The sequence below is a fragment of the Streptomyces sp. CC228A genome, from assembly GCF_021390935.1.
GTDB lineage: Bacteria > Actinomycetota > Actinomycetes > Streptomycetales > Streptomycetaceae > Streptomyces.
In genome coordinates this window covers 221,475-239,105 of sequence record NZ_JAJPUI010000004.1, presented here as the reverse complement: position 1 = coordinate 239,105, position 17,631 = coordinate 221,475, and the positions used below count along the sequence as shown (strand labels likewise).

The 17,631-nt window shown below is 75.5% G+C and carries 11 protein-coding genes and 3 pseudogenes; 5 read left to right on the top strand and 9 right to left on the bottom strand.

The window, feature by feature from the left end:
* Window positions 1-19 precede the first annotated feature (19 nt).
* From L6E17_RS13820 to L6E17_RS13805, 4 genes and pseudogenes are all read right to left on the bottom strand, one after another.
* Window positions 20-2,125 (bottom strand): TerD family protein, encoded by a 2,106-nt coding sequence (locus L6E17_RS13820; protein WP_236241064.1) that lies wholly within the window; start codon window positions 2,123-2,125, stop codon window positions 20-22.
* 152 nt (window positions 2,126-2,277) lie between these two features.
* Window positions 2,278-2,856 (bottom strand): TerD family protein, encoded by a 579-nt coding sequence (locus L6E17_RS13815; protein ID WP_236241063.1) that lies wholly within the window; start codon window positions 2,854-2,856, stop codon window positions 2,278-2,280.
* Between the two features lie 205 nt (window positions 2,857-3,061).
* Entirely contained in the window at window positions 3,062-5,251 is a 2,190-nt protein-coding gene (uvrB, locus tag L6E17_RS13810; protein ID WP_236241062.1) for an excinuclease ABC subunit UvrB, read from the bottom strand.
* 146 nt (window positions 5,252-5,397) lie between these two features.
* Window positions 5,398-6,329: pseudogene (locus tag L6E17_RS13805) on the bottom strand (MHYT domain-containing protein).
* A 139-nt stretch (window positions 6,330-6,468) separates the two neighbouring features.
* Here L6E17_RS13805 and L6E17_RS13800 point away from each other — a divergent pair.
* From L6E17_RS13800 to L6E17_RS13790, 3 genes and pseudogenes are all read left to right on the top strand, one after another.
* Window positions 6,469-7,014 carry a methylated-DNA--[protein]-cysteine S-methyltransferase gene (locus L6E17_RS13800; RefSeq protein WP_236241061.1) on the top strand — a complete coding sequence of 182 codons (546 nt, stop codon included), beginning with the start codon at window positions 6,469-6,471 and terminating at the stop codon, window positions 7,012-7,014.
* A gap of 55 nt (window positions 7,015-7,069) precedes the next feature.
* Window positions 7,070-7,987: a pseudouridine-5'-phosphate glycosidase gene (locus L6E17_RS13795; protein ID WP_236241060.1), complete on the top strand. Its 918-nt coding sequence runs from the start codon at window positions 7,070-7,072 to the stop codon at window positions 7,985-7,987.
* Window positions 7,984-8,871: pseudogene (locus L6E17_RS13790) on the top strand (carbohydrate kinase family protein). Before L6E17_RS13795 ends, L6E17_RS13790 begins: the two are co-directional and overlap by 4 nt.
* A 101-nt stretch (window positions 8,872-8,972) precedes the next feature.
* Here L6E17_RS13790 and L6E17_RS13785 read toward each other — a convergent pair.
* Window positions 8,973-9,605 carry a uridine kinase gene (locus L6E17_RS13785; RefSeq protein ID WP_236241059.1) on the bottom strand — a complete coding sequence of 211 codons (633 nt, stop codon included), beginning with the start codon at window positions 9,603-9,605 and terminating at the stop codon, window positions 8,973-8,975.
* A 17-nt stretch (window positions 9,606-9,622) separates the two neighbouring features.
* Window positions 9,623-10,303 carry a helix-turn-helix domain-containing protein gene (locus L6E17_RS13780; RefSeq protein WP_236241058.1) on the bottom strand — a complete coding sequence of 227 codons (681 nt, stop codon included), beginning with the start codon at window positions 10,301-10,303 and terminating at the stop codon, window positions 9,623-9,625.
* Between the two features lie 92 nt (window positions 10,304-10,395).
* On the opposite strand from L6E17_RS13780, the gene L6E17_RS13775 reads away from it, so the two are divergent.
* Both L6E17_RS13775 and L6E17_RS13770 read left to right on the top strand, forming a co-directional pair.
* Window positions 10,396-11,607, top strand: coding sequence for a pyridoxal phosphate-dependent aminotransferase (locus tag L6E17_RS13775; RefSeq protein ID WP_236241349.1), 1,212 nt, complete (start codon window positions 10,396-10,398; stop codon window positions 11,605-11,607).
* A 90-nt stretch (window positions 11,608-11,697) separates the two neighbouring features.
* The gene (locus L6E17_RS13770) at window positions 11,698-12,348 is read left to right on the top strand and encodes a DUF2293 domain-containing protein (RefSeq protein WP_236241348.1); all 651 of its coding nucleotides are present in this window, start codon (window positions 11,698-11,700) and stop codon (window positions 12,346-12,348) included.
* Window positions 12,349-12,432: 84 nt separating this feature from the next.
* On the opposite strand, the gene L6E17_RS30510 is transcribed toward L6E17_RS13770, so the two are convergent.
* The 3 genes and pseudogenes from L6E17_RS30510 to L6E17_RS13750 all read right to left on the bottom strand — a co-directional run bounded on the left by L6E17_RS30510 (window position 12,433) and on the right by L6E17_RS13750 (window position 17,586).
* A complete protein-coding gene (locus tag L6E17_RS30510) occupies window positions 12,433-13,230 on the bottom strand; it encodes a chaplin (RefSeq protein WP_308315876.1) in 798 nt (265 codons plus the stop codon).
* Between the two features lie 222 nt (window positions 13,231-13,452).
* A pseudogene (locus L6E17_RS13755) lies at window positions 13,453-14,710 on the bottom strand (SWIM zinc finger family protein).
* Complete coding sequence (locus L6E17_RS13750) at window positions 14,707-17,586, bottom strand: DEAD/DEAH box helicase (RefSeq protein WP_236241057.1); 2,880 nt, start codon at window positions 17,584-17,586, stop codon at window positions 14,707-14,709. Before L6E17_RS13750 ends, L6E17_RS13755 begins: the two are co-directional and overlap by 4 nt.
* Between the last annotated feature and the right edge of the window lie 45 nt (window positions 17,587-17,631).

Sequence of the window (17,631 nt, the reverse complement as noted above, 5' to 3'; positions counted from 1 at the left end):
GCGGCCCGGGGCCCCGGCCTCAGCGGCCCCGGCCCCGCCGCTTCCCGGCCGCATGCCGCAGGACATGGCCCAGCACCTCGCTGCCCGGGGGCACCCTCGCCGGTTCGTACGTCCAGGCGTGGCCCACCCACGGGTCCGCCAGGTGGTCGCCGGCGACGGGCGTCAGCCGGAGCAGCGAGCGCCACAGCGGGTCCAGTACGGGCCCGTACGCGCGGGCGTCCTCCCGGTCGGCCACGAGGAGCAGGTGCACCCCGACGGGCGGGCCCTCGTCGGCGAGGTAGCGCAGCTGGTTGACGGCGCGGTCGTCGAAGCCGTGGGGGAAGTCGTTGACGATGAGCAGCTGCTCGCCGGTGTCCAGGTCAGGCGGCAGCGCATCGGTGCCCGCGCCCGCCCGCACGGCCATCTGCACCAGGTCCACGCGCCGGGTCAGCCGGGACAGCGCTGCGGCCACCCCGGCCGCCCCCGCCGCGGGCGGCGCCGCGAGGACGCCCGCGGCGGTGAGCGGCGCGAGAGCGGCAGCCGCGGCCCCGGCCGGGTCGATGACGTGGACGGCGAACTCGTCCGGCGGGTAGACGGCGAGGAGCCGCGCGGCGTGCGCGACCGCGGTGTCCAGGGCGAGTCGGCGCAACCGGGCGCCGTCCGCGAGCAGGGCCTCCTCGGAGCCGCGGCGGCCGCAGTCGATCCACAGGCCGCGCTCCAGGGGCAGCCGGACCAGCAGGGGGATGCGCAGCTCGGGCCGTTCCGGGAGGTGGAGGTCGCCCAAGCGCACGGCCATGGGGATCTCCGTGGGGGCCCGGTAGGCGTGCCAGACGGGGTTGTCCCAGCCGGCGAAGGCGGGCGGCAGGGCGGGCTCGACCACGTCGGACTCGGCGGCGAGCCGGTCCAGGTCGCGGTCGAGCGCCTCGCGGGCCCGGTCGGTGAGCTCCTGGCACCTGGCCCGCGCGGCCGCGCGGGCCGCGTCGCCTCCGGCCCCCACGCGGTTGCGGGGGTCGGCGAGGGCGCGGTCGAGTTCCTGTTCCCTCCGGGTCTCGGCGAAGTCGACGGCGCTGCGGTAGGCGGCGGTGGCCCGGGCCAGGTCCTCGAACATGCCCCAGACCTGGTTGTAGAGGCGCTCGTCCATCGACCAGCCTGCGGCGTCGCCCGCGACCGGGGCGGCGGGCTGCGCGGGAGGCGCGGCGGGCGGAGGCGGTGGGGGCGCGGCGGGCGGAGGCGCGGTGCTCCGGCGGCGCCCCGGGTGCGTGTAGTCGATACGGCCGGCGCCGCCCGCCGCCGTGCCGCCGCCCGGCGCGGTGCCCGGGTGCGACGGGGGCTGAGCGGGCGCGCCGCCGACCGGTGCCGCGCGGGGGCCCGCGGGCGGGGCGGGGTGCCGGCCCGGGTGGTGGCCGGTGGGCGGGAGCGGGCCCCCGGGCGTGGCCGGGTGCGGGCCGGGAGGCGGGGCGGGATGCTGGGTGTCCGCGGAGTGCGGAGGCGGCGCTTCCGGCGACGGGCCGCGGGGCGCGGCGTGCGGGCCGGCGGCTCCCTGGCGTACGCGGGCCGCGTCGGGGGTGCGGGGTGGTGGCGGGGCGGCCGTGCGCCCCATGCCCCGGCCGACCGCTTCCTGGATGTCCCGGGCGAGCCCGTCGGCGTCCGGCACTCCCTGGTCGTGGAGCAGCGCGGCGAGTCCGCCCGCGTACCCTTGGCCGACTGCGCGGACCTTCCACGAGCCCTGGCGGCGGTACAGCTCCAGGGCGACGACGGCGGACTCGCCCGCCAGGCCGGTGAGGGTGAAGCCGGCGATCTCGGAGCCGTCGGTTCCGGTGACGGCGGTGCAGGGTGCCGCCACGGTGCCGAACCGGTCGGGTCCGGCACCGGCCGGCAGGGCGAGGACCACGGCCGCCTGGTGGACCGCGTCGGGCACCGCTCCCAGGTCCACGGCCAGCCGGTGCCGCGCTGCGGCCTGCCGGGGCACCTCGACCCCGGGCAGGCGCGGCGAGCCCGGGTGGGCGATCCGGTCCGGGCCGGTGACGCGGCCATCGGCGCCGGCGAGCAGGACGCCCGCCACGACCGGCACGTCGGCCGCCACGCGGATCTCCAGTCGCGTGTCCGGCAGGGGGTGGTTCTGCCCCCGGACCAGCTCGACGCTCATCGCCTGTCTTCCCCCTCGCGGTCGGATGCGGACGTCCCCGTGCGTACGGATGCGGATCGTGCGTACGGATACGGTGCAGCTCCCGGCGGGCTCATGCCTCCGGGAGCTGCGGTGTGCGCGGCCGTACGGTCTGCGCGGCCGTACGGGCGGGACTACAGGTGCGGCAGGATCGCCGGCAGCAGGTCCTGGAACGTGCGGCCGTTGGCCGCCTGGCCGATGGCCGTCATCTGCCAGCCGGCTCCGGCGCGGTGCACCTTGGCCATGATCTGGGCGGTGTAGGGACCGCCTCCGTCCAGGGTGTAGCGGGCGAGCTCCTGGCCGTTCGTCTCGTCGACGAGGCGGCAGAACGCGTTCTGCACCTCCTGGAACGTCTGGCCGGTGAAGGAGTTCACCGTGAACACGATCTGGTCGATGTGGACGGGCAGCCGCGGCAGGTCCACGAGGATGGCCTCGTCGTCGCCGCCCTGGCCGGCGCCGCCCACCAGGTTGTCGCCGGTGTGGCGGACGGAGCCGTCGTCGCTGACGAGGTGGCGGAAGAACACCACGTCGACGGCGGTCTTGTCGGCGAACAGCACCGCCGAGGCGTCCAGGTCGACCTCCCGGGTACGCGAGCCGAACAGACCGCGGCGCGGCGCCGCCTGCCAGCCGAGCCCCATCCGCACCGCGGTCAGGGCCCCCCCGTCGCTCTTCTGCAGACTGATGGCCTGACCCTTGGTCAAGTTGACCGACACGCGCTGTCCCCTCTCTGTGCGCTCCCCGCGACCGCCCCCGGCTGCGGGGTTCCCAGCAGCCTATGCAAGGGCGCGGCGGCGGCATCAGGGCGCTTCGTCTTTTGTATCGGTGTTGCAACACAGCGGGCGCCGGTGCGGCGCGGCGGCCGCCCCAGGGTCCGCGGCGTACCGGCGTCCGGGCCCCGGGCCGGCGGCTGGGCCTGCCTCAGGCGATGCCCGCCTCCTTCATCTGCCGCAGTTCCTTCTTCAGCTCGCCGACCTCGTCCCGCAGGCGCGCGGCGACCTCGAACTGGAGCTCGGCCGCGGCGGCCCGCATGCGCTCGGTCATCTCCTCGATGATGCCGGCGAGTTCGGCTGCCGGGCGGTCGCTGGTGACCGCTCCCGTACCGGCGGACCTGCCTCCCTTGGCGGTCTTGACCGGCTTGACGGCGGCCTGGCCGCCTCCGGTCTTGGCCGCCTTGGCGGTGCGGGAGGCGGTGCCCAGCGACGGCACGGGCGCCTTGGCGCCCTTGCCGTCCTTGGTGCTGCGGTAGCCGCTGCCGAGGAGCTGCTCGGTGTCGACCTCCTCGCGGGCGATGGCGGCCACGATGTCGTTGATCTTCTTGCGCAGCGGCTGCGGGTCGATGCCGTGGGCCTCGTTGTAGGCCACCTGCTTGGCGCGGCGGCGGTTGGTCTCGTCGATGGCCTGCGCCATCGCGGGGGTGACCGAGTCGGCGTACATGTGGACCTGTCCCGAGACGTTGCGCGCCGCACGGCCGATGGTCTGGATCAGAGAGGTGCCGGAGCGCAGGAAGCCCTGCTTGTCGGCGTCCAGGATGGCGACGAGGGACACCTCCGGCAGGTCGAGGCCCTCCCGCAGCAGGTTGATGCCGACCAGGACGTCGTACTCGCCGGCTCGCAGTTCGCGCAGCAGCTCCACCCGGCGCAGGGTGTCCACGTCGCTGTGCAGGTAGCGCACCTGGATGCCGAGTTCGAGGAAGTAGTCGGTGAGGTCCTCGGCCATCTTCTTGGTGAGCGTGGTGACGAGGACCCGCTCGTCGCGCTCGGTGCGCAGCCGGATCTCGTGCACGAGGTCGTCGATCTGCCCCTCGGTCGGCTTGACGACGACCTCGGGGTCGACGAGGCCGGTGGGACGGATGATCTGCTCGACGAAGCCGTCGGAGCGGGACAGCTCGTACTGCCCGGGGGTGGCCGACAGGTAGACGGTCTGGCCGATGCGCTCCTGGAACTCCTCCCACTTCAGCGGCCGGTTGTCGAGTGCCGACGGGAGCCGGAAGCCGTGGTCGACGAGCGTGCGCTTGCGGGAGGCGTCGCCTTCGTACATGGCGCCGATCTGCGGCACGGTGACGTGGGACTCGTCGATGACGAGGAGGAAGTCCTCGGGGAAGTAGTCGAGGAGGGTGTTGGGCGGGGAGCCGGGCTCCCGCTGGTCGAAGTGCATCGAGTAGTTCTCGATGCCGGAGCAGGACCCGACCTGGCGCATCATCTCGATGTCGTAGGTGGTGCGCATCCGCAGCCGCTGCGCCTCCAGCAGCCTGCCCTGCTTCTCCAGCTCGGCGAGGCGGGCCTCCAGCTCCCGCTCGATGCCGTCGATCGCCCGCTCCATGCGCTCCGGACCCGCCACGTAGTGGCTGGCGGGGAACACGTACAGCTGCTGGTCGTCGCTGATGACCTCGCCGGTGAGCGGGTGCAGCGTGGACAGGGCCTCGATCTCGTCGCCGAACATCTCGATACGGACGGCGAGCTCCTCGTACACCGGGAAGATCTCGATGGTGTCGCCGCGCACCCGGAACGTGCCCCGGGTGAAGGCCAGGTCGTTGCGGGCGTACTGGATGTCCACGAAACGGCGCAGCAGCTCGTCGCGGTCGACCTCGTCGCCGACCTTGAGGGACACCATCCGGTCGACGTACTCCTGCGGCGTGCCGAGGCCGTAGATGCAGGAGACCGAGGCGACGACGATCACGTCCCGCCGGGTCAGCAGGGAGTTCGTGGCGGAGTGGCGCAGCCGCTCGACCTCCTCGTTGATGGACGAGTCCTTCTCGATGTAGGTGTCCGACTGCGGGACGTACGCCTCCGGCTGGTAGTAGTCGTAGTACGACACGAAGTACTCGACGGCGTTGTTCGGCAGCAGTTCGCGGAACTCGTTCGCCAGCTGTGCGGCCAGCGTCTTGTTGGGCGCCATGACGAGGGTGGGGCGCTGGAGCCGCTCGATCATCCAGGCGGTGGTCGCCGACTTGCCGGTGCCGGTGGCGCCGAGCAGCACCACGTCCTTCTCGCCGGCGCGGATGCGCCGCTCGAGGTCGTCGATGGCCGCGGGCTGGTCGCCGCTGGGCTGGTACGGGCTGACCACCTCGAAGGGTGCCACCGCACGTTCGATCTGGGTTACGGGCCGCATGAGACCACCGTACGACCCGCCACTGACAGTCGGGCGCCGAAGGCCGCCGCGGACGCCTCCGCGGCCCGCCGCGGAGCGCGCGAAACCGGAGGTCGCGGCGTGGTTCAGCCGGTTTTCGGCCAGGGGCGGGGATCCGGCGCGGGGCGTCAGCGGCCGTCGCGGTGGTGCTGGTCGCGGTGACGGCGGTCGCGGTGGCGCTGGGCCGGGATGCCCGGCAGCGGGGGCCCTGGTGGCGGGCGCCCTGGTCGCCGCTCACCAGCAGCGGGTCGAAGAGCACGACGATGCCCGCGAACAGCAGGAACGCCGAGGGGCCGACGAGCATGGGGGCCAGCAGGGAGGCGGCGGTGTCACCGGACCCGGCGGGCGGCGCCTGCAGGAGGTCGGCCGCGTCGACGGCCGTGTCCCCGCCGGCCGGCCCGCTCGCGGGATCGAGGGCGCCCACGGCCACGGCGGCGGGGTCCGCCTGCTCGCCCGGGTGCAGGTGGACGGTGACGGCGGCCATGCCGGTGTAGTGCATTCCGGACACCGCGAGGCCCATGACGAGACCCGCGCCGAGGGCGGGGAGCACGCCGTGCACGGCGACGGCGGCCCACAGCGCGGCCGTGGCGGCGACGACGGCGATGAGCACGGACAGCGCCACGGTGAGCGTGTCGTAGGCGATCCGGCCCGGCAGCTCCAGCGCCACCATGCCGAGGTAGTGCATGGAGGCGATGCCGAGGCCGGTGATCGTGCCGCCGGTGCCCAGCGCCATCACGGTGGGCCCCCGCGTGCCGACGATGAAGACCCCGATACCGACCATGAGGATCGCGATGGCGAGGCTCGCGTACGTCACGGGCCGGTCGTAGTCGACGGGCGCCTCCGCGACGTGGAACCCCATCATCGCGATGAAGTGCATGGTCCATATGCCCGCGCCGATCGAGGTGGCGCCGAGGGCCAGCCAGCCGGGGCGGAACGCGCCGGGGTGCCGCAGCGCCCGGGTCGTGCAGCGCAGGCCGAGCGCCCCGCCGATGCAGGCCATCAGGTAGGCCACGACGGGAGTGACGAGACCGTAGCTGAAACCGTCGACTGTGCCCTGCATATCCGTAGCGCCCCTCACCCCTCGTTCCCGCGCCGGACCGTTGCGTGGAGGGTAGTCGACGCGGAAAGCCGCTGCTCCCCCCGGGCGGCGGGGCCGCTTTCCCGGCCGCGTTGTCAGTGGCGGGCCGTACCGTGGCGGCATGGAGAGCACCGTACGGACCGTCGAGTGGGCCGTCGTCGACAGCGGCGTCGGCCCGCTGTTCCTGGCCGCCACGGAGACGGGGCTGGTCAATGTCGTCTTCCACGCGGAGGGTGCGATACGGGAGCGGGCGCTGCCGCGGCTGGTGGAGCGGCTGGGCGGCCCGGAGCCGGTCCCGGACGGCTCCCGGCGCCTGGCCGAGCCGATACGGATGCTGGAGGCGTACTTCGACGGTCGGCTGCGGGACTTCCGGCTGCCGCTGGACTGGTCGCTGACGGGCGGCTTCACCCGCCAGGTGCTGCGCGAGCTCGCGGCGGGCGTGCCCTACGGGACGCTGGTGGGGTACGGGGAGCTGGCCGCGCGGGTCGGTCAGCCGGGCGCCGCGCAGGCGGTGGGCGCGGCGATGGGCGCCAACCCGCTGCCGGTGGTCGTGCCCTGCCACCGGGTGGTGGAGAGCGACGGCGGGCTGGGCGGTTTCGGCGGCGGCCTGGAGACCAAGCGGCGGCTGCTGGTGCTGGAGGGGGTGCTTCCGCAGCCGCTGTTCTGAGCCGTTCCCGGTGCCCGCAGGTTTGGCCGCGGCCCGGGCGCGCCAGGGATGGGGCATGTCTGAGACCTCGGTGCCGGTGCTGTCCGAAGAGGTGCGGGAGGCCCTGGCGGCGCGCCGGGCCGTGGTCGCCCTGGAGTCGACGATCCTCGCGCACGGGCTGCCGCGGCCGCGCAATCTGGCCGTCGGCGAGGAGCTGGAGGAGCTCGTACGGGCGGGGGGCGCCGTTCCGGCGACGGTCGCCGTGCTCGACGGTGTGCCGCACGTCGGGCTGGACAAGGGGCAGCTGGGACGGGTGGCCGAGGACCCGGCGATGCGGAAGCTGGGCCACCGGGATCTCGCGCCGGCGGTGGCGGCGCGGGCGAGCGGGGCGACGACGGTGTCGGCGACGGCGTTCCTCGCGGCCCGGGCGGGCGTCCGGGTGTTCGCCACGGGCGGTCTCGGCGGGGTCCACCGGGAGTGGACGACGACGCAGGACGAGTCGGCGGACCTGGGCCTGCTGGCGCGCACGCGGATCGCGGTGGTGTGCGCGGGCGTCAAGTCGATCCTCGACGTACCGGCGACGCTGCAGCGGCTGGAGACCCTGGGCGTGGGGGTGCTGGGCTACGGGACGGACCGGTTCCCGGGTTTCTACCTGGCGTCGTCCGGTGAACCGGTGGACTGGACGGTCCGGTCGCCGGAGGAGGTGGCGGCGGTGATGCGGGCGCAGGACGCGCTGGGCGGGCCCGCGGCCGCGCTGATCGTCGCCAATCCCGTACCGGAAGCCGAGCAGCTGGACCCCGCGCTGCACGACCGGGTGCTGGCCGAGGGCCTCGCCGAGTGCCGGGACCGGGGTGTCACGGGGCAGGCGGTCACGCCGTTCCTCCTGGACTACCTGATGCGGCGCACGGGCGGCGCGTCCCTGGAGGCGAACCTGGCGGCGGTGCGCGGCAACGTGCGGCTGGCGGCGCGGATCGCGGTGGCGAGCGCCCGGTGAGCGGACTGCTCGTGGTGGGGGACGTGGTCACCGACGTGGTGGCCCTGCACGGCGAGCCGCTCGCGCCCGGCACGGACACGCCCGCCCGGATCCGCGTCCTTCCGGGCGGCGCGGGCGCGAACGCGGCGTGCTGGGCGGCGCGCTCCGGCTGCGGGGACGTGCGGCTCCTCGGGCGGGTGGGTGCCGACCGGGCGTCGTGGCACGAGGCGGAGCTCCGCCGGGCGGGGGTGCGGCCGCTGCTGGTACGGGACGCCGAGGCCCCCACGGGGACGGTGGTGGCCCTGGTCGACGCGGCGGCGGGGGCCGAGCGGACGTTCCTGACGGACAGCGGGGCGGTGCTGCGGCTCTCCCCGCCGACTGGTCGCCCGCGCTCCTCGACGGCGTGGGCGGCTGCACCTGTCGGGCTACCTGTTCTTCGGCGAGCCGAGCCGGGGCGCCGCGGCGGCGGCCCTGGCGTCGGCGCGGGAGCGGGGCATACCGGTCAGCGTGGACCCCGCCTCTGCGGGCTTCCTCGGGCAGCTGGGCGCCGACCGCTTCCTCGGCGCGGTGGCGGGCGCGTCCGTCCTGCTGCCCAACGCCGACGAGGCGCGGCTGCTGACCGGTGCGGCGGGCCCCGAAGCGGCGGCGGCGGCGCTGAGCCGCGCCTTTCCGCTGGCCGTGGTGACCCTGGGGCGCGGCGGCGCGCTGGTCGCGGCGGCCGGCGCGGTCCTCGCCCGTGTGCCCGCGCCGCGCGTGGCCGCTGTGGACACCACCGGCGCGGGCGACGCCTTCACCGGCGGTTTCCTGGCGGCCTCCCTGGCGGGGCCTCGCCGGTGGAGGCGGCCGCCGCGGGCTGCCGCACGGCGGCGGAAGCGGTCGCCCGCGTGGGCGCCCGCCCCGCCTGACCGGCCCCGCACGCACCCGCACGGCGCTCCGGCCGACTGCGGAGGCCGGCGGCGGAGATCGGCGGCGGAGGCCGACTGCGGAGGTCGACTGCGGAGGTCGGCTACGGCAGCCCGGTCCACGCGGGGTGGCGCGGATCGTCCGCCCGTACGACGACGTCCGCGGCGTCCGCCGGGGCGACCTCCGTCTCGTAGCGCGCGTAGGCCGGCAGGGTCCATCCCTCGTGCGTGCGCCGCTCCAGCGCCGCCCGCGACAAGCGGAGGTGGACGGTCAGGTCGAACGGGAACCAGTGGCCCAGCAGGAACGGGCCGTGCAGCACCAGCACCCCGCCGGGTGCCAGTTCCCGGTACGGGCTGCGGGTCGCCCGGTCCGTGACCGGGTCCCACAGGTCGGGCAGCACCCGCCCGTCGCCGCCCGGCTCCAGCGGTCGGAACACCTCCCGCCACAGCGCCCCCGTGTCGAACCACCCGCTGTAGTACGCGTCGGGGTCCTCGCGCCCGGACTCGTAGCGCAGCGACGCGGGTCGCAGGAACCCGGAGGTGGCGATGGCGAGGACCGCGCGTCCGCGGAGCCGCAGCTCCTCGGCCACCCGGTCGGCGAGTGCGCCGGGACGCGCCGCCGGGGCCCCGTCGACGGCGACCTTCAGCCAGGGCCCGCCGTCCCCCGGCGTGCGGGTGTCCGCGCAGGCCGCGATCCGGTCGGCCAGCCGCTCCCAGGTGATCGGTTCCAGTGCCACTCCTCCATCCTGCCGGTTCAGCCGCGTCCCGTCTCACCCCTCAGCGCGGCGGCCGCGGGTCCGAGGCCCGCGACGTCGACGCGTCCGGTCTTCACCCCGTCCGCGAGGGAGAGGTCGCCGCGGCTGACGGCGGCGCAGGTCGCGGTGTCCATGTGCAGCCGGATGTGGGGGTCCTCGGCGGGGCCGTCCCCGTAGGAGGGGTCGCCGGGTCCGCCTGCGGCGAGGTGGAACACCCCTTCGTCGACGTGCACTTCCACGACGGTCCGCTGGCCGGCGCCCTCCAGCGGGTGCAGGGCGTCCAGGAGCGGGACGGCGAACCAGTGGGCGCGGACCGCGTCCGTCGGGCGGGGGGTGTCCAGCGCGTCCGCGCCCCAGCGGGCGAGTTCCCGCAGCAGGGGCAGCAGGGAGCGCCCCCGTGCGGTGAGTTCGTACACGGACGCGGAGGACGGCGGCGGCAGTCGGCGGCGGGTGGCGAGGCCGTCGCGCTCCATGTCCTTGAGCCGTCCGGCGAGCATGTCGGTGCTGACGCCGGGGAGGTCGGCGTGCAGGTCGGTGTAGCGCCGCGGCCCCGCGAGGAGTTCACGGACGATCAGGAGGGTCCAGCGGTCGCCCACGGCGTCGAGGGCGCGGGCGGCGGCGCAGTACTGGTCGTAAGTGCGGCGGCGGGCGGTGGTCGAGCGCTGGCTGGGACGTGGCATACGCCGCAGTCTAGACCGGTTGTTGGACTTTCCAAGCTCACACTTGGTAAAACCAAGCATCACAGTTCCCAGGAGAATTCGGGGTGGCCGCCATGGAGTTCCGGCAGTCGAGCAAGCTGAGCGAGGTCTGCTACGAGATCCGCGGTCCCGTGATCGAGCACGCGAACGCACTGGAGGAGGCGGGTCACAGCGTGCTCCGCCTCAACACCGGCAACCCCGCCCTCTTCGGCTTCGAGGCCCCGGAGGAGATCGTCCAGGACATGATCCGGATGCTGCCGCAGGCCCACGGCTACACCGACTCGCGCGGCATCCTCTCCGCCCGCCGGGCGGTCGCCCAGCGCTACCAGGCGCTCGGCCTCACGGACGTGGACGTGGACGACGTGTTCCTCGGCAACGGCATCTCGGAGCTCATCTCCATGGCCGTGCAGGCTCTGGTCGAGGATGGCGACGAGGTCCTCGTCCCGGCTCCCGACTACCCGCTGTGGACGGCGGTGACGACACTCGCGGGCGGGCGGCCGGTGCACTACGTGTGCGACGAGGCCGCCGACTGGTACCCGGACCTCGACGACATGGCCGCGAAGATCACCGACCGCACCCGGGCCCTCGTCATCATCAACCCCAACAACCCCACGGGCGCCGTGTATCCGCGCGAGGTGCTGGAGGGCATGCTCGACCTGGCGCGCCGGCACGGGCTGATGGTGTTCGCCGACGAGATCTACGACCAGATCGTCTACGACGACGCAGTGCACCACCCGGTGGCGACGGTGGCCCCGGACCTGGTGGTCCTCACCTTCGGCGGGCTGTCCAAGACGTACCGGGTGGCGGGCTTCCGCTCCGGATGGCTCGTCGTCACCGGCCCGAAGCAGCACGCGCGCAGCTACCTGGAGGGGCTGACGATGCTGGCCTCCATGCGGCTGTGCCCCAACGCGCCCGCCCAGTACGCCATCCAGGCCGCGCTCGGGGGGCGGCAGTCCATCAAGGACCTCACCGCGCCCGGCGGGCGGCTGTACGAGCAGCGCAACCGCGCCTGGGAGAAGCTGAACGAGATCCCGGGGGTGTCGTGCGTGAAGCCGCGCGGCGCGCTGTACGCGTTCCCCCGGATCGATCCGGAGGTGCACGCGATCCACGACGACGAGAAGTTCGTCCTCGACCTGCTGCTGCGCGAGAAGATCCAGGTGGTGCAGGGCACCGGCTTCAACTGGCCGCGTCCGGACCACTTCCGGATCCTGACCCTCCCGCACGTCGACGACCTGGATGCCGCGATCAGCCGGATCGGGCGCTTCCTCAGCGGCTACCGGCAGTAGGAGCCGGGGCGGATCGGGCCCCGGCGAGGCGGGTAGCTTTCCGTGTGAGACGCCCCGTCAGTCCCCGGGGAGGCGTGAGACGTGGTGGCGGTGGAGCCGATCGTCGTGGTGGAGCCCCGGAGTGCGGCACGCTGTGCGGAGTGCCGCCGGGGGCCGTTGCGGCGGATGGTGCTGGAGTCGGGTGCGCCGCTCTGCCTGGCGTGCGCGGACCTCGGGCACCTCGTGTACCTGCCGCGCGGGGACGCCGCGCTGACCCGGCGGGCCCGGGAGGCCGGGGGGCTGTGGGCGGTCGTCGTGCGGCACGACAGGCGCCGTACGCGCTACGAGCGCCAGGGGATCCTCGTGGAGGAGGCGGCTCTGGCCCGGGCGGAGGCGGCGTGCCTGCGGGACGCCGAGGCCCGGGCCAGGCGCCGGGACCGGGACGCGCGGCGCCGGGCGGCCCAGGACGTGCGGTTCACGGCGGAGCTGGCGGCTGAGATAGGCCGGCTCTTCCCGGGCTGCCCGGCGGAGCGGGCGGCGGACATCGCGGCCCACGCGTCGGTCCGCGGAAGCGGCCGGGTGGGGCGTACGGCAGCGGGCCGGGCGCTCGACGAAGGCGCCGTGACGGCCGCGGTGCGGGCGTCGGTGCGGCATCGGGACACCGAGTACGACGCCCTGCTGATGAGCGGCGTCCCCCGCCGCCAAGCCCGGATGCGGGTGGCACCGGCGATCGACGCGGTGCTGGCGGCCTGGCGACGGTGACGGGGCCGCGGTGGCGGTGACGGCCGGTTCAGGAGGCGTCGGCCGCGGAGCGCAGGCGGCGGCGCAGCATGCCGCCGGCGAGGATCAGGCCCGCGGCGGCGGGCAGCACCGCGCCGGCCAGGTCCCCGGCACCGGTCTCGGCCAGCGCGGGCGTGCTGCCGGGCTCGGCGGGCCGGTCCGGGTCGGCGTCGGCGGCGGCGGCGCCGTCTCGTCGTGCTGGGGCGGCACGGTCCGGTCGACGGGCTGCGGCGCCTCGGGCTTCTCGGCCGCGGGGGGTTCCGTGTGGGTCGGCGGTTCGCCGCTGTCGTTGACGGAGGTGTTGCCGAAGACGGGGTTGCCGAGTCCGACGACGCTGACCTGGTTGCCGGAGACGTTCACCGGCAGGTCGACGGGCAGCTGGACGCCGTTGCCGGAGATGACACCGGGCGAGCCCTGCATGCCCGCGTCGGCGGAAGCGCCGCCGCCGTTGCCGGACGCCGCCCCGTCGCCGGGTGCGTGCCCACCACCGTGGCCGCCGCCGTGGCCGCCACCGTGACCGCCGCCTTCATGGGCGCCGCCGTGGCTGCCGCCGCCGTGACCGCCGCCGCCGTGACCGCCGCTGCCGCCCTCATGGCCGCTGCCGCCGTCGTGGCCGGGGCCGTGCCCACCGGGCGCCTCGTCGCGGTGCCCCTGACCGCCCTGGTTCACACACGTGTTGCCGGCCGCGGGGTTCAGCAGCCCCACCACGTTCACGGTGTTGCCGCAGGCGTTGACCGGGACGTGGACCGGCAACTGCACGGTGTTGCCGGAGACCGCGCCGGGTGAGTCGGCCGCAACGCCCGACGCGTCGGCGTCGGCCTGCGCGGAGCCCGCCGCCAGGGCGAGGGCGCCGCCCGTGGCCATCAGAGTGACGAGACCTTTTCGGCGCGTATGCCTCATGGCTTCCTGCCTTCCGGAGACGTTCACGGGCACTCACCCGCACCGGGCATAACGCCCTACCTCCTGGGCGGGTTATGACGCCTCTCGCTTTCACCCGATCGGTGGAGATCTCATAGACCTTTCACATCACCTCTCCATCTGCTCGCACCTGCGGGTGAACCGGGACGGGCGGGAGGCCCCGGTCCGTCACTGCCCGAGGAGCCCGGCGAGCGCGCCCACGGGGTCGGCGTCAGGGGTGCCGCGCGGCCACCAGTCCTCGCGGCCCGCGTCGGACTCGTACCCGTACCAGAGGCCGTCCCGGCCGAAGCGCAGTTGGAGGGAGGCGGTGGACAGCCGGTTGCGCCAGGGCCGGAAGTGCGGGAAGTCGGCGGCGATCAGAGCCGGTCGCGCCCGGTCGAACGGCCCCGCGGGCGGATCCCACGGCTCTTCCAGCACGGCGAGCCCGGCCGGTCCGCCCTGGCGCCACGCGGCCACGGCGCGGGACAGGTCGGCGGGGCTGCGGTCGAGGGCGGTGGCGAGGTCGCGGTAGAGGGCGCGGGTGGCCGCGGTGAGCCCGGAGCCGGGGTGGGCGGCGGCCAGGCGGACCGCGTCCTGCCAGGGGTGAGCGCGGCGACGGGGTCGCGGCCGGTGGCCAGGTGGGCGTGGGCGCGGGCGGCCGCTTCCGTGGCCAGCATCTCCAGGGCGAGCGGGTCGGGGGCCGCGGGAGCCTCGGGGAAGACGGGGGCCGCCCGGGACGGGCCGGCAGCGGCAGCGGAGGCGGCAGGGCGACCACCGGGTCGGCCGTGACGGCGGCCCGTGCGGGGACCGTCGGCAGGGGCGGTGGCGCCGCGGCGCTCTCCGCGGCCGTGCGCGCGGTATTGCGCCGGCCGAGTGCGGCGAGGATCTCCTGTTCCCCCCGGCCCCGCATGAGGAACAGCGTGAACGGGTCCTCGTCCAGCAGCCGCGCCGCCTGGTAGCACAGGGCGGCGGCGTGCTTGCAGGGATGGCCGTGGTCGGGGCAGGAGCAGTCCGGCAGGAGGTCCCCCGCCCGGGGCAGCAGCCCTCCGACCTCGGCCAGCGCCTGCGGCACGTCCTTGTCGAGCAGGGCGGCGATGTGGTCGGGGCGCTCCGCCACCGCGTCCAGCAGCCGCTCCCACGCGTCGTCGCCGAGCACCCGCAGCCTGATCTCCGTACGGTACGGCCGGGCCCGGCTGCCGTGGACGTACGCCGTGACGCGTCCCGGCGTCACGGTGATCGCGTCGACGAGGCCCCGGCCCGCGTAGGCACGGCCGCGGGCGAGGCGGGCGGGGTCGAGCGCCGCGCTCTCCAAAGCCGCCACCCAGGCGTTTCCCCACCAGCTCCCGGCGAGCCCGCCGTCTCCCGTGCCGGGGGGCGGCAGCGGCGGGAAGGAGCGCCGCCGGTCGTCGTGGTACGCCGGGGGCCTGCCCGGCCGTGCGGGGCTCACCGCGGCCTCCTCAGGGACACCAGGTCCGCCAGTTCCCGGTCCGTCAGCTCGGTCAGGGCGGCCTCACCCGAGCCGAGGACCGCTTCGGCGAGGGCGCGCTTGGAAGCGAGCAGTCCGGCGATGCGGTCCTCGACGGTGCCCTCGGCGATGAGCCGGTGCACCTGCACGGGCTGGGTCTGGCCGATGCGGTACGCGCGGTCGGTCGCCTGCTCTTCGACGGCGGGGTTCCACCAGCGGTCGTAGTGGACGACGTGGCCGGCCCGCGTCAGGTTGAGGCCGGTGCCGGCGGCCTTCAGCGACAGCACGAACACCGGGACCTCACCGGCCTGGAAGCGGTCCACCATGCGCTCCCGTTCGGCGACGGGCGTGCCGCCGTGGAGCAGCTGGGACGGCACGGCCCGGGCGGCCAGGTGGCGGGTGAGCAGCCGGGCCATGGACACGTACTGGGTGAAGACGAGGACCGCGCCGTCCTCCGCCACGATCGTGTCCAGCAGTTCGTCGAGCAGGGACAGCTTGCCGGAGCGGCCGGACAGCCGGGCCGGTTCCTCCTTGAGGAACTGCGCCGGGTGGTTGCAGATCTGCTTGAGGGATGTGAGCAGCTTCATGACCAGGCCGCGGCGTGCGATGCCCTCCGCGCCGGCGATGGCGGCCATGGTCTCCCTGACGACCGCCTCGTACAGGGCGGCCTGCTCCCGGGTCAGCGGCACCGGATGGTCCGACTCCGTCTTGGGCGGGAGCTCCGGCACGATGCCGGGGTCGGACTTGCGGCGGCGCAGGAGGAAGGGGCGGACGAGCCGGGCGAGCCGTTCGGCGGCCTCGGTGTCGCCCAGCTCGCCGCTGTTCTCCACGGCGCGCGCGTGGCGGGCGCGGAACGCCTTGAGGGGGCCGAGCAGTCCCGGCGTGGTCCAGTCGAGCAGCGCCCACAGTTCGGACAGGTTGTTCTCGACGGGGGTGCCGGTCAGGGCGACCCGTGCCGGAGCGGGGATGGTGCGCAGCGCCCTCGCCGTGGCGGAGAACGGGTTCTTCACGTGCTGCGCCTCGTCGGCGACCACCATCCCCCAGGACCGGTCGGCCAGCTCCTCGGCGCTGGTGCGCATCGTGCCGTACGTGGTGAGGACGAAGCCGCCCGCCGCCCCGTCCAGGCTCCGGCCCGCGCCGTGGAAGCGCCGCACCGGCACGCCGGGCGCGAAGCGGCGGATCTCCCGCTCCCAGTTGCCGAGCAGGGACGCGGGGCACACCACGAGGGTGGGCGCCCGGTGGGCGCGCCGCAAGTGCAGCGCGATCAGCGTGACGGTCTTGCCCAGACCCATGTCGTCGGCGAGGCAGCCGCCGAGGCCGAGGGAGGTCATCAGGTCGAGCCAGGCCAGCCCGCGCAGCTGGTAGTCGCGCAGCGTGGCGTCGAGGCCGGGCGGGGGCGGCACGGGGGCGGGTCCGGCCAGCAGCCGGTCGCGCAGCGCGGCGAGCGCGCCGGCCGGCACGGCCTCCACGGTCTCGCCGTCCACGTCCGCGGTGCCGGTGAGCGCGGCCGCGAGGGCGTCCACCGGTTGCAGCAGGCCGAGCTGGCGTTTGCGGGCCTTGCGGACGAGCGCGGGGTCGACGACGACCCACCGGTCCCTGAGCCGGACCACGGGGCGGTGCGCCTCCGCGAGCGCGTCCATCTCGCGTTCGGTGAGCGGGTCGCCGTCCAGGGCGAGCTGCCACTGGAAACGGAGCAGGTCGGTGCTGTCGAAGAACGGGGTGCCGTCGGCGGCCGAGCCGGGTGCGGGGCGGACGACGGCGGCCGCGGTCAGGGATCGGGCCAGTTCGCGGGGCCAGTGCACGCTGACTCCCGCCGAGCCGAGCCGGCCCGCCGCGGGGCCGAGCAGCTCGTACAGCTCGCGCTCGGTGACGGCGAGGACGTCGGGCACGGGCCGCTCCAGGAGCCGGGTGAGCGGCGGCCAGACACGGGCGGCCCGGCGCAGGGCGAGCATCGTGTCGACCCGGGCGCGGGCGCCGAAGTGCTGCTCCGCGTCCCCCGACCACAGCTCCGCCGCGTCGGCGACCAGGGCCGGGTCGGCGAGGCTGTGCACCTGCACGACCGCGGCGGCGGCCTGCCGCTCCTCCGCGCTGCCGCCCTCGCCCGGGATCCCGGGGTCCGGGTCGAAGAGCTCGAACGGGGAGAGGTCGAGCCGCAGGGACACGCGGACGCCCGCGTCCATGCCCGCGGCCACCTCCGCGGCCCAGGGCCGGGCTCCGGGGAGCCGCTGCGGTTCCCGCGCGGCGAAGGGCCGCCCGGCGGCGTGCGGCGCCGCCGGGGTGCGCGGCCGGGTGTCGGCGACCGCGTCGAGGAAGGCCCGCACGAGCGCCTCGGGTTCCGGCAGGCGCAGCGGACCGCGGCCGGGCACCGGCACGGCGTGCGCCTCGTACGGCATGGCGGCGGCGACCGCCCGGAGGTGCGCGATGTCGTCGGCGTCCAGCGGGCCGGCCCGCCAGGCGTCGCGGTCGTCGGCGGTGAGCCCCGGGAGCAGCCGCCCCCGCGCCACCAGGTGGAGCCCGTGCAGCGCGGCCGCGCCCCAGCAGGCGGTGGCCGGGTGGGCGCCCGGGGCGTGCCGGGCGGCGGTGAGCACCGGAAGCGCGTCGTCCACGGACAGGACCACGGCCGGCACGGTACGGGTGCGGGCTCCGGTGCCGTGGCGCCGGACGACCGTGAGCTGCTCGGTGGCGGTCGCCGCACCGGGGGCGGGCGGCAGCGTGCGGCCGTCGGGCGCCCAGAACGCGACCCGTCCCGCGCGCGGCAGCGCGTCCGGCAGGAACACGGCGGGGCAGGTGTGAAGGGGGTGCGCCTCGGCGGAGCCAGGCACGCCGTGCGCGGCGCTTGCCGTACGCGATGTGTCCATGACCGGGGCGACCTCCTTCCGGGTGCGGTGCCGGGGGTCCGGCCT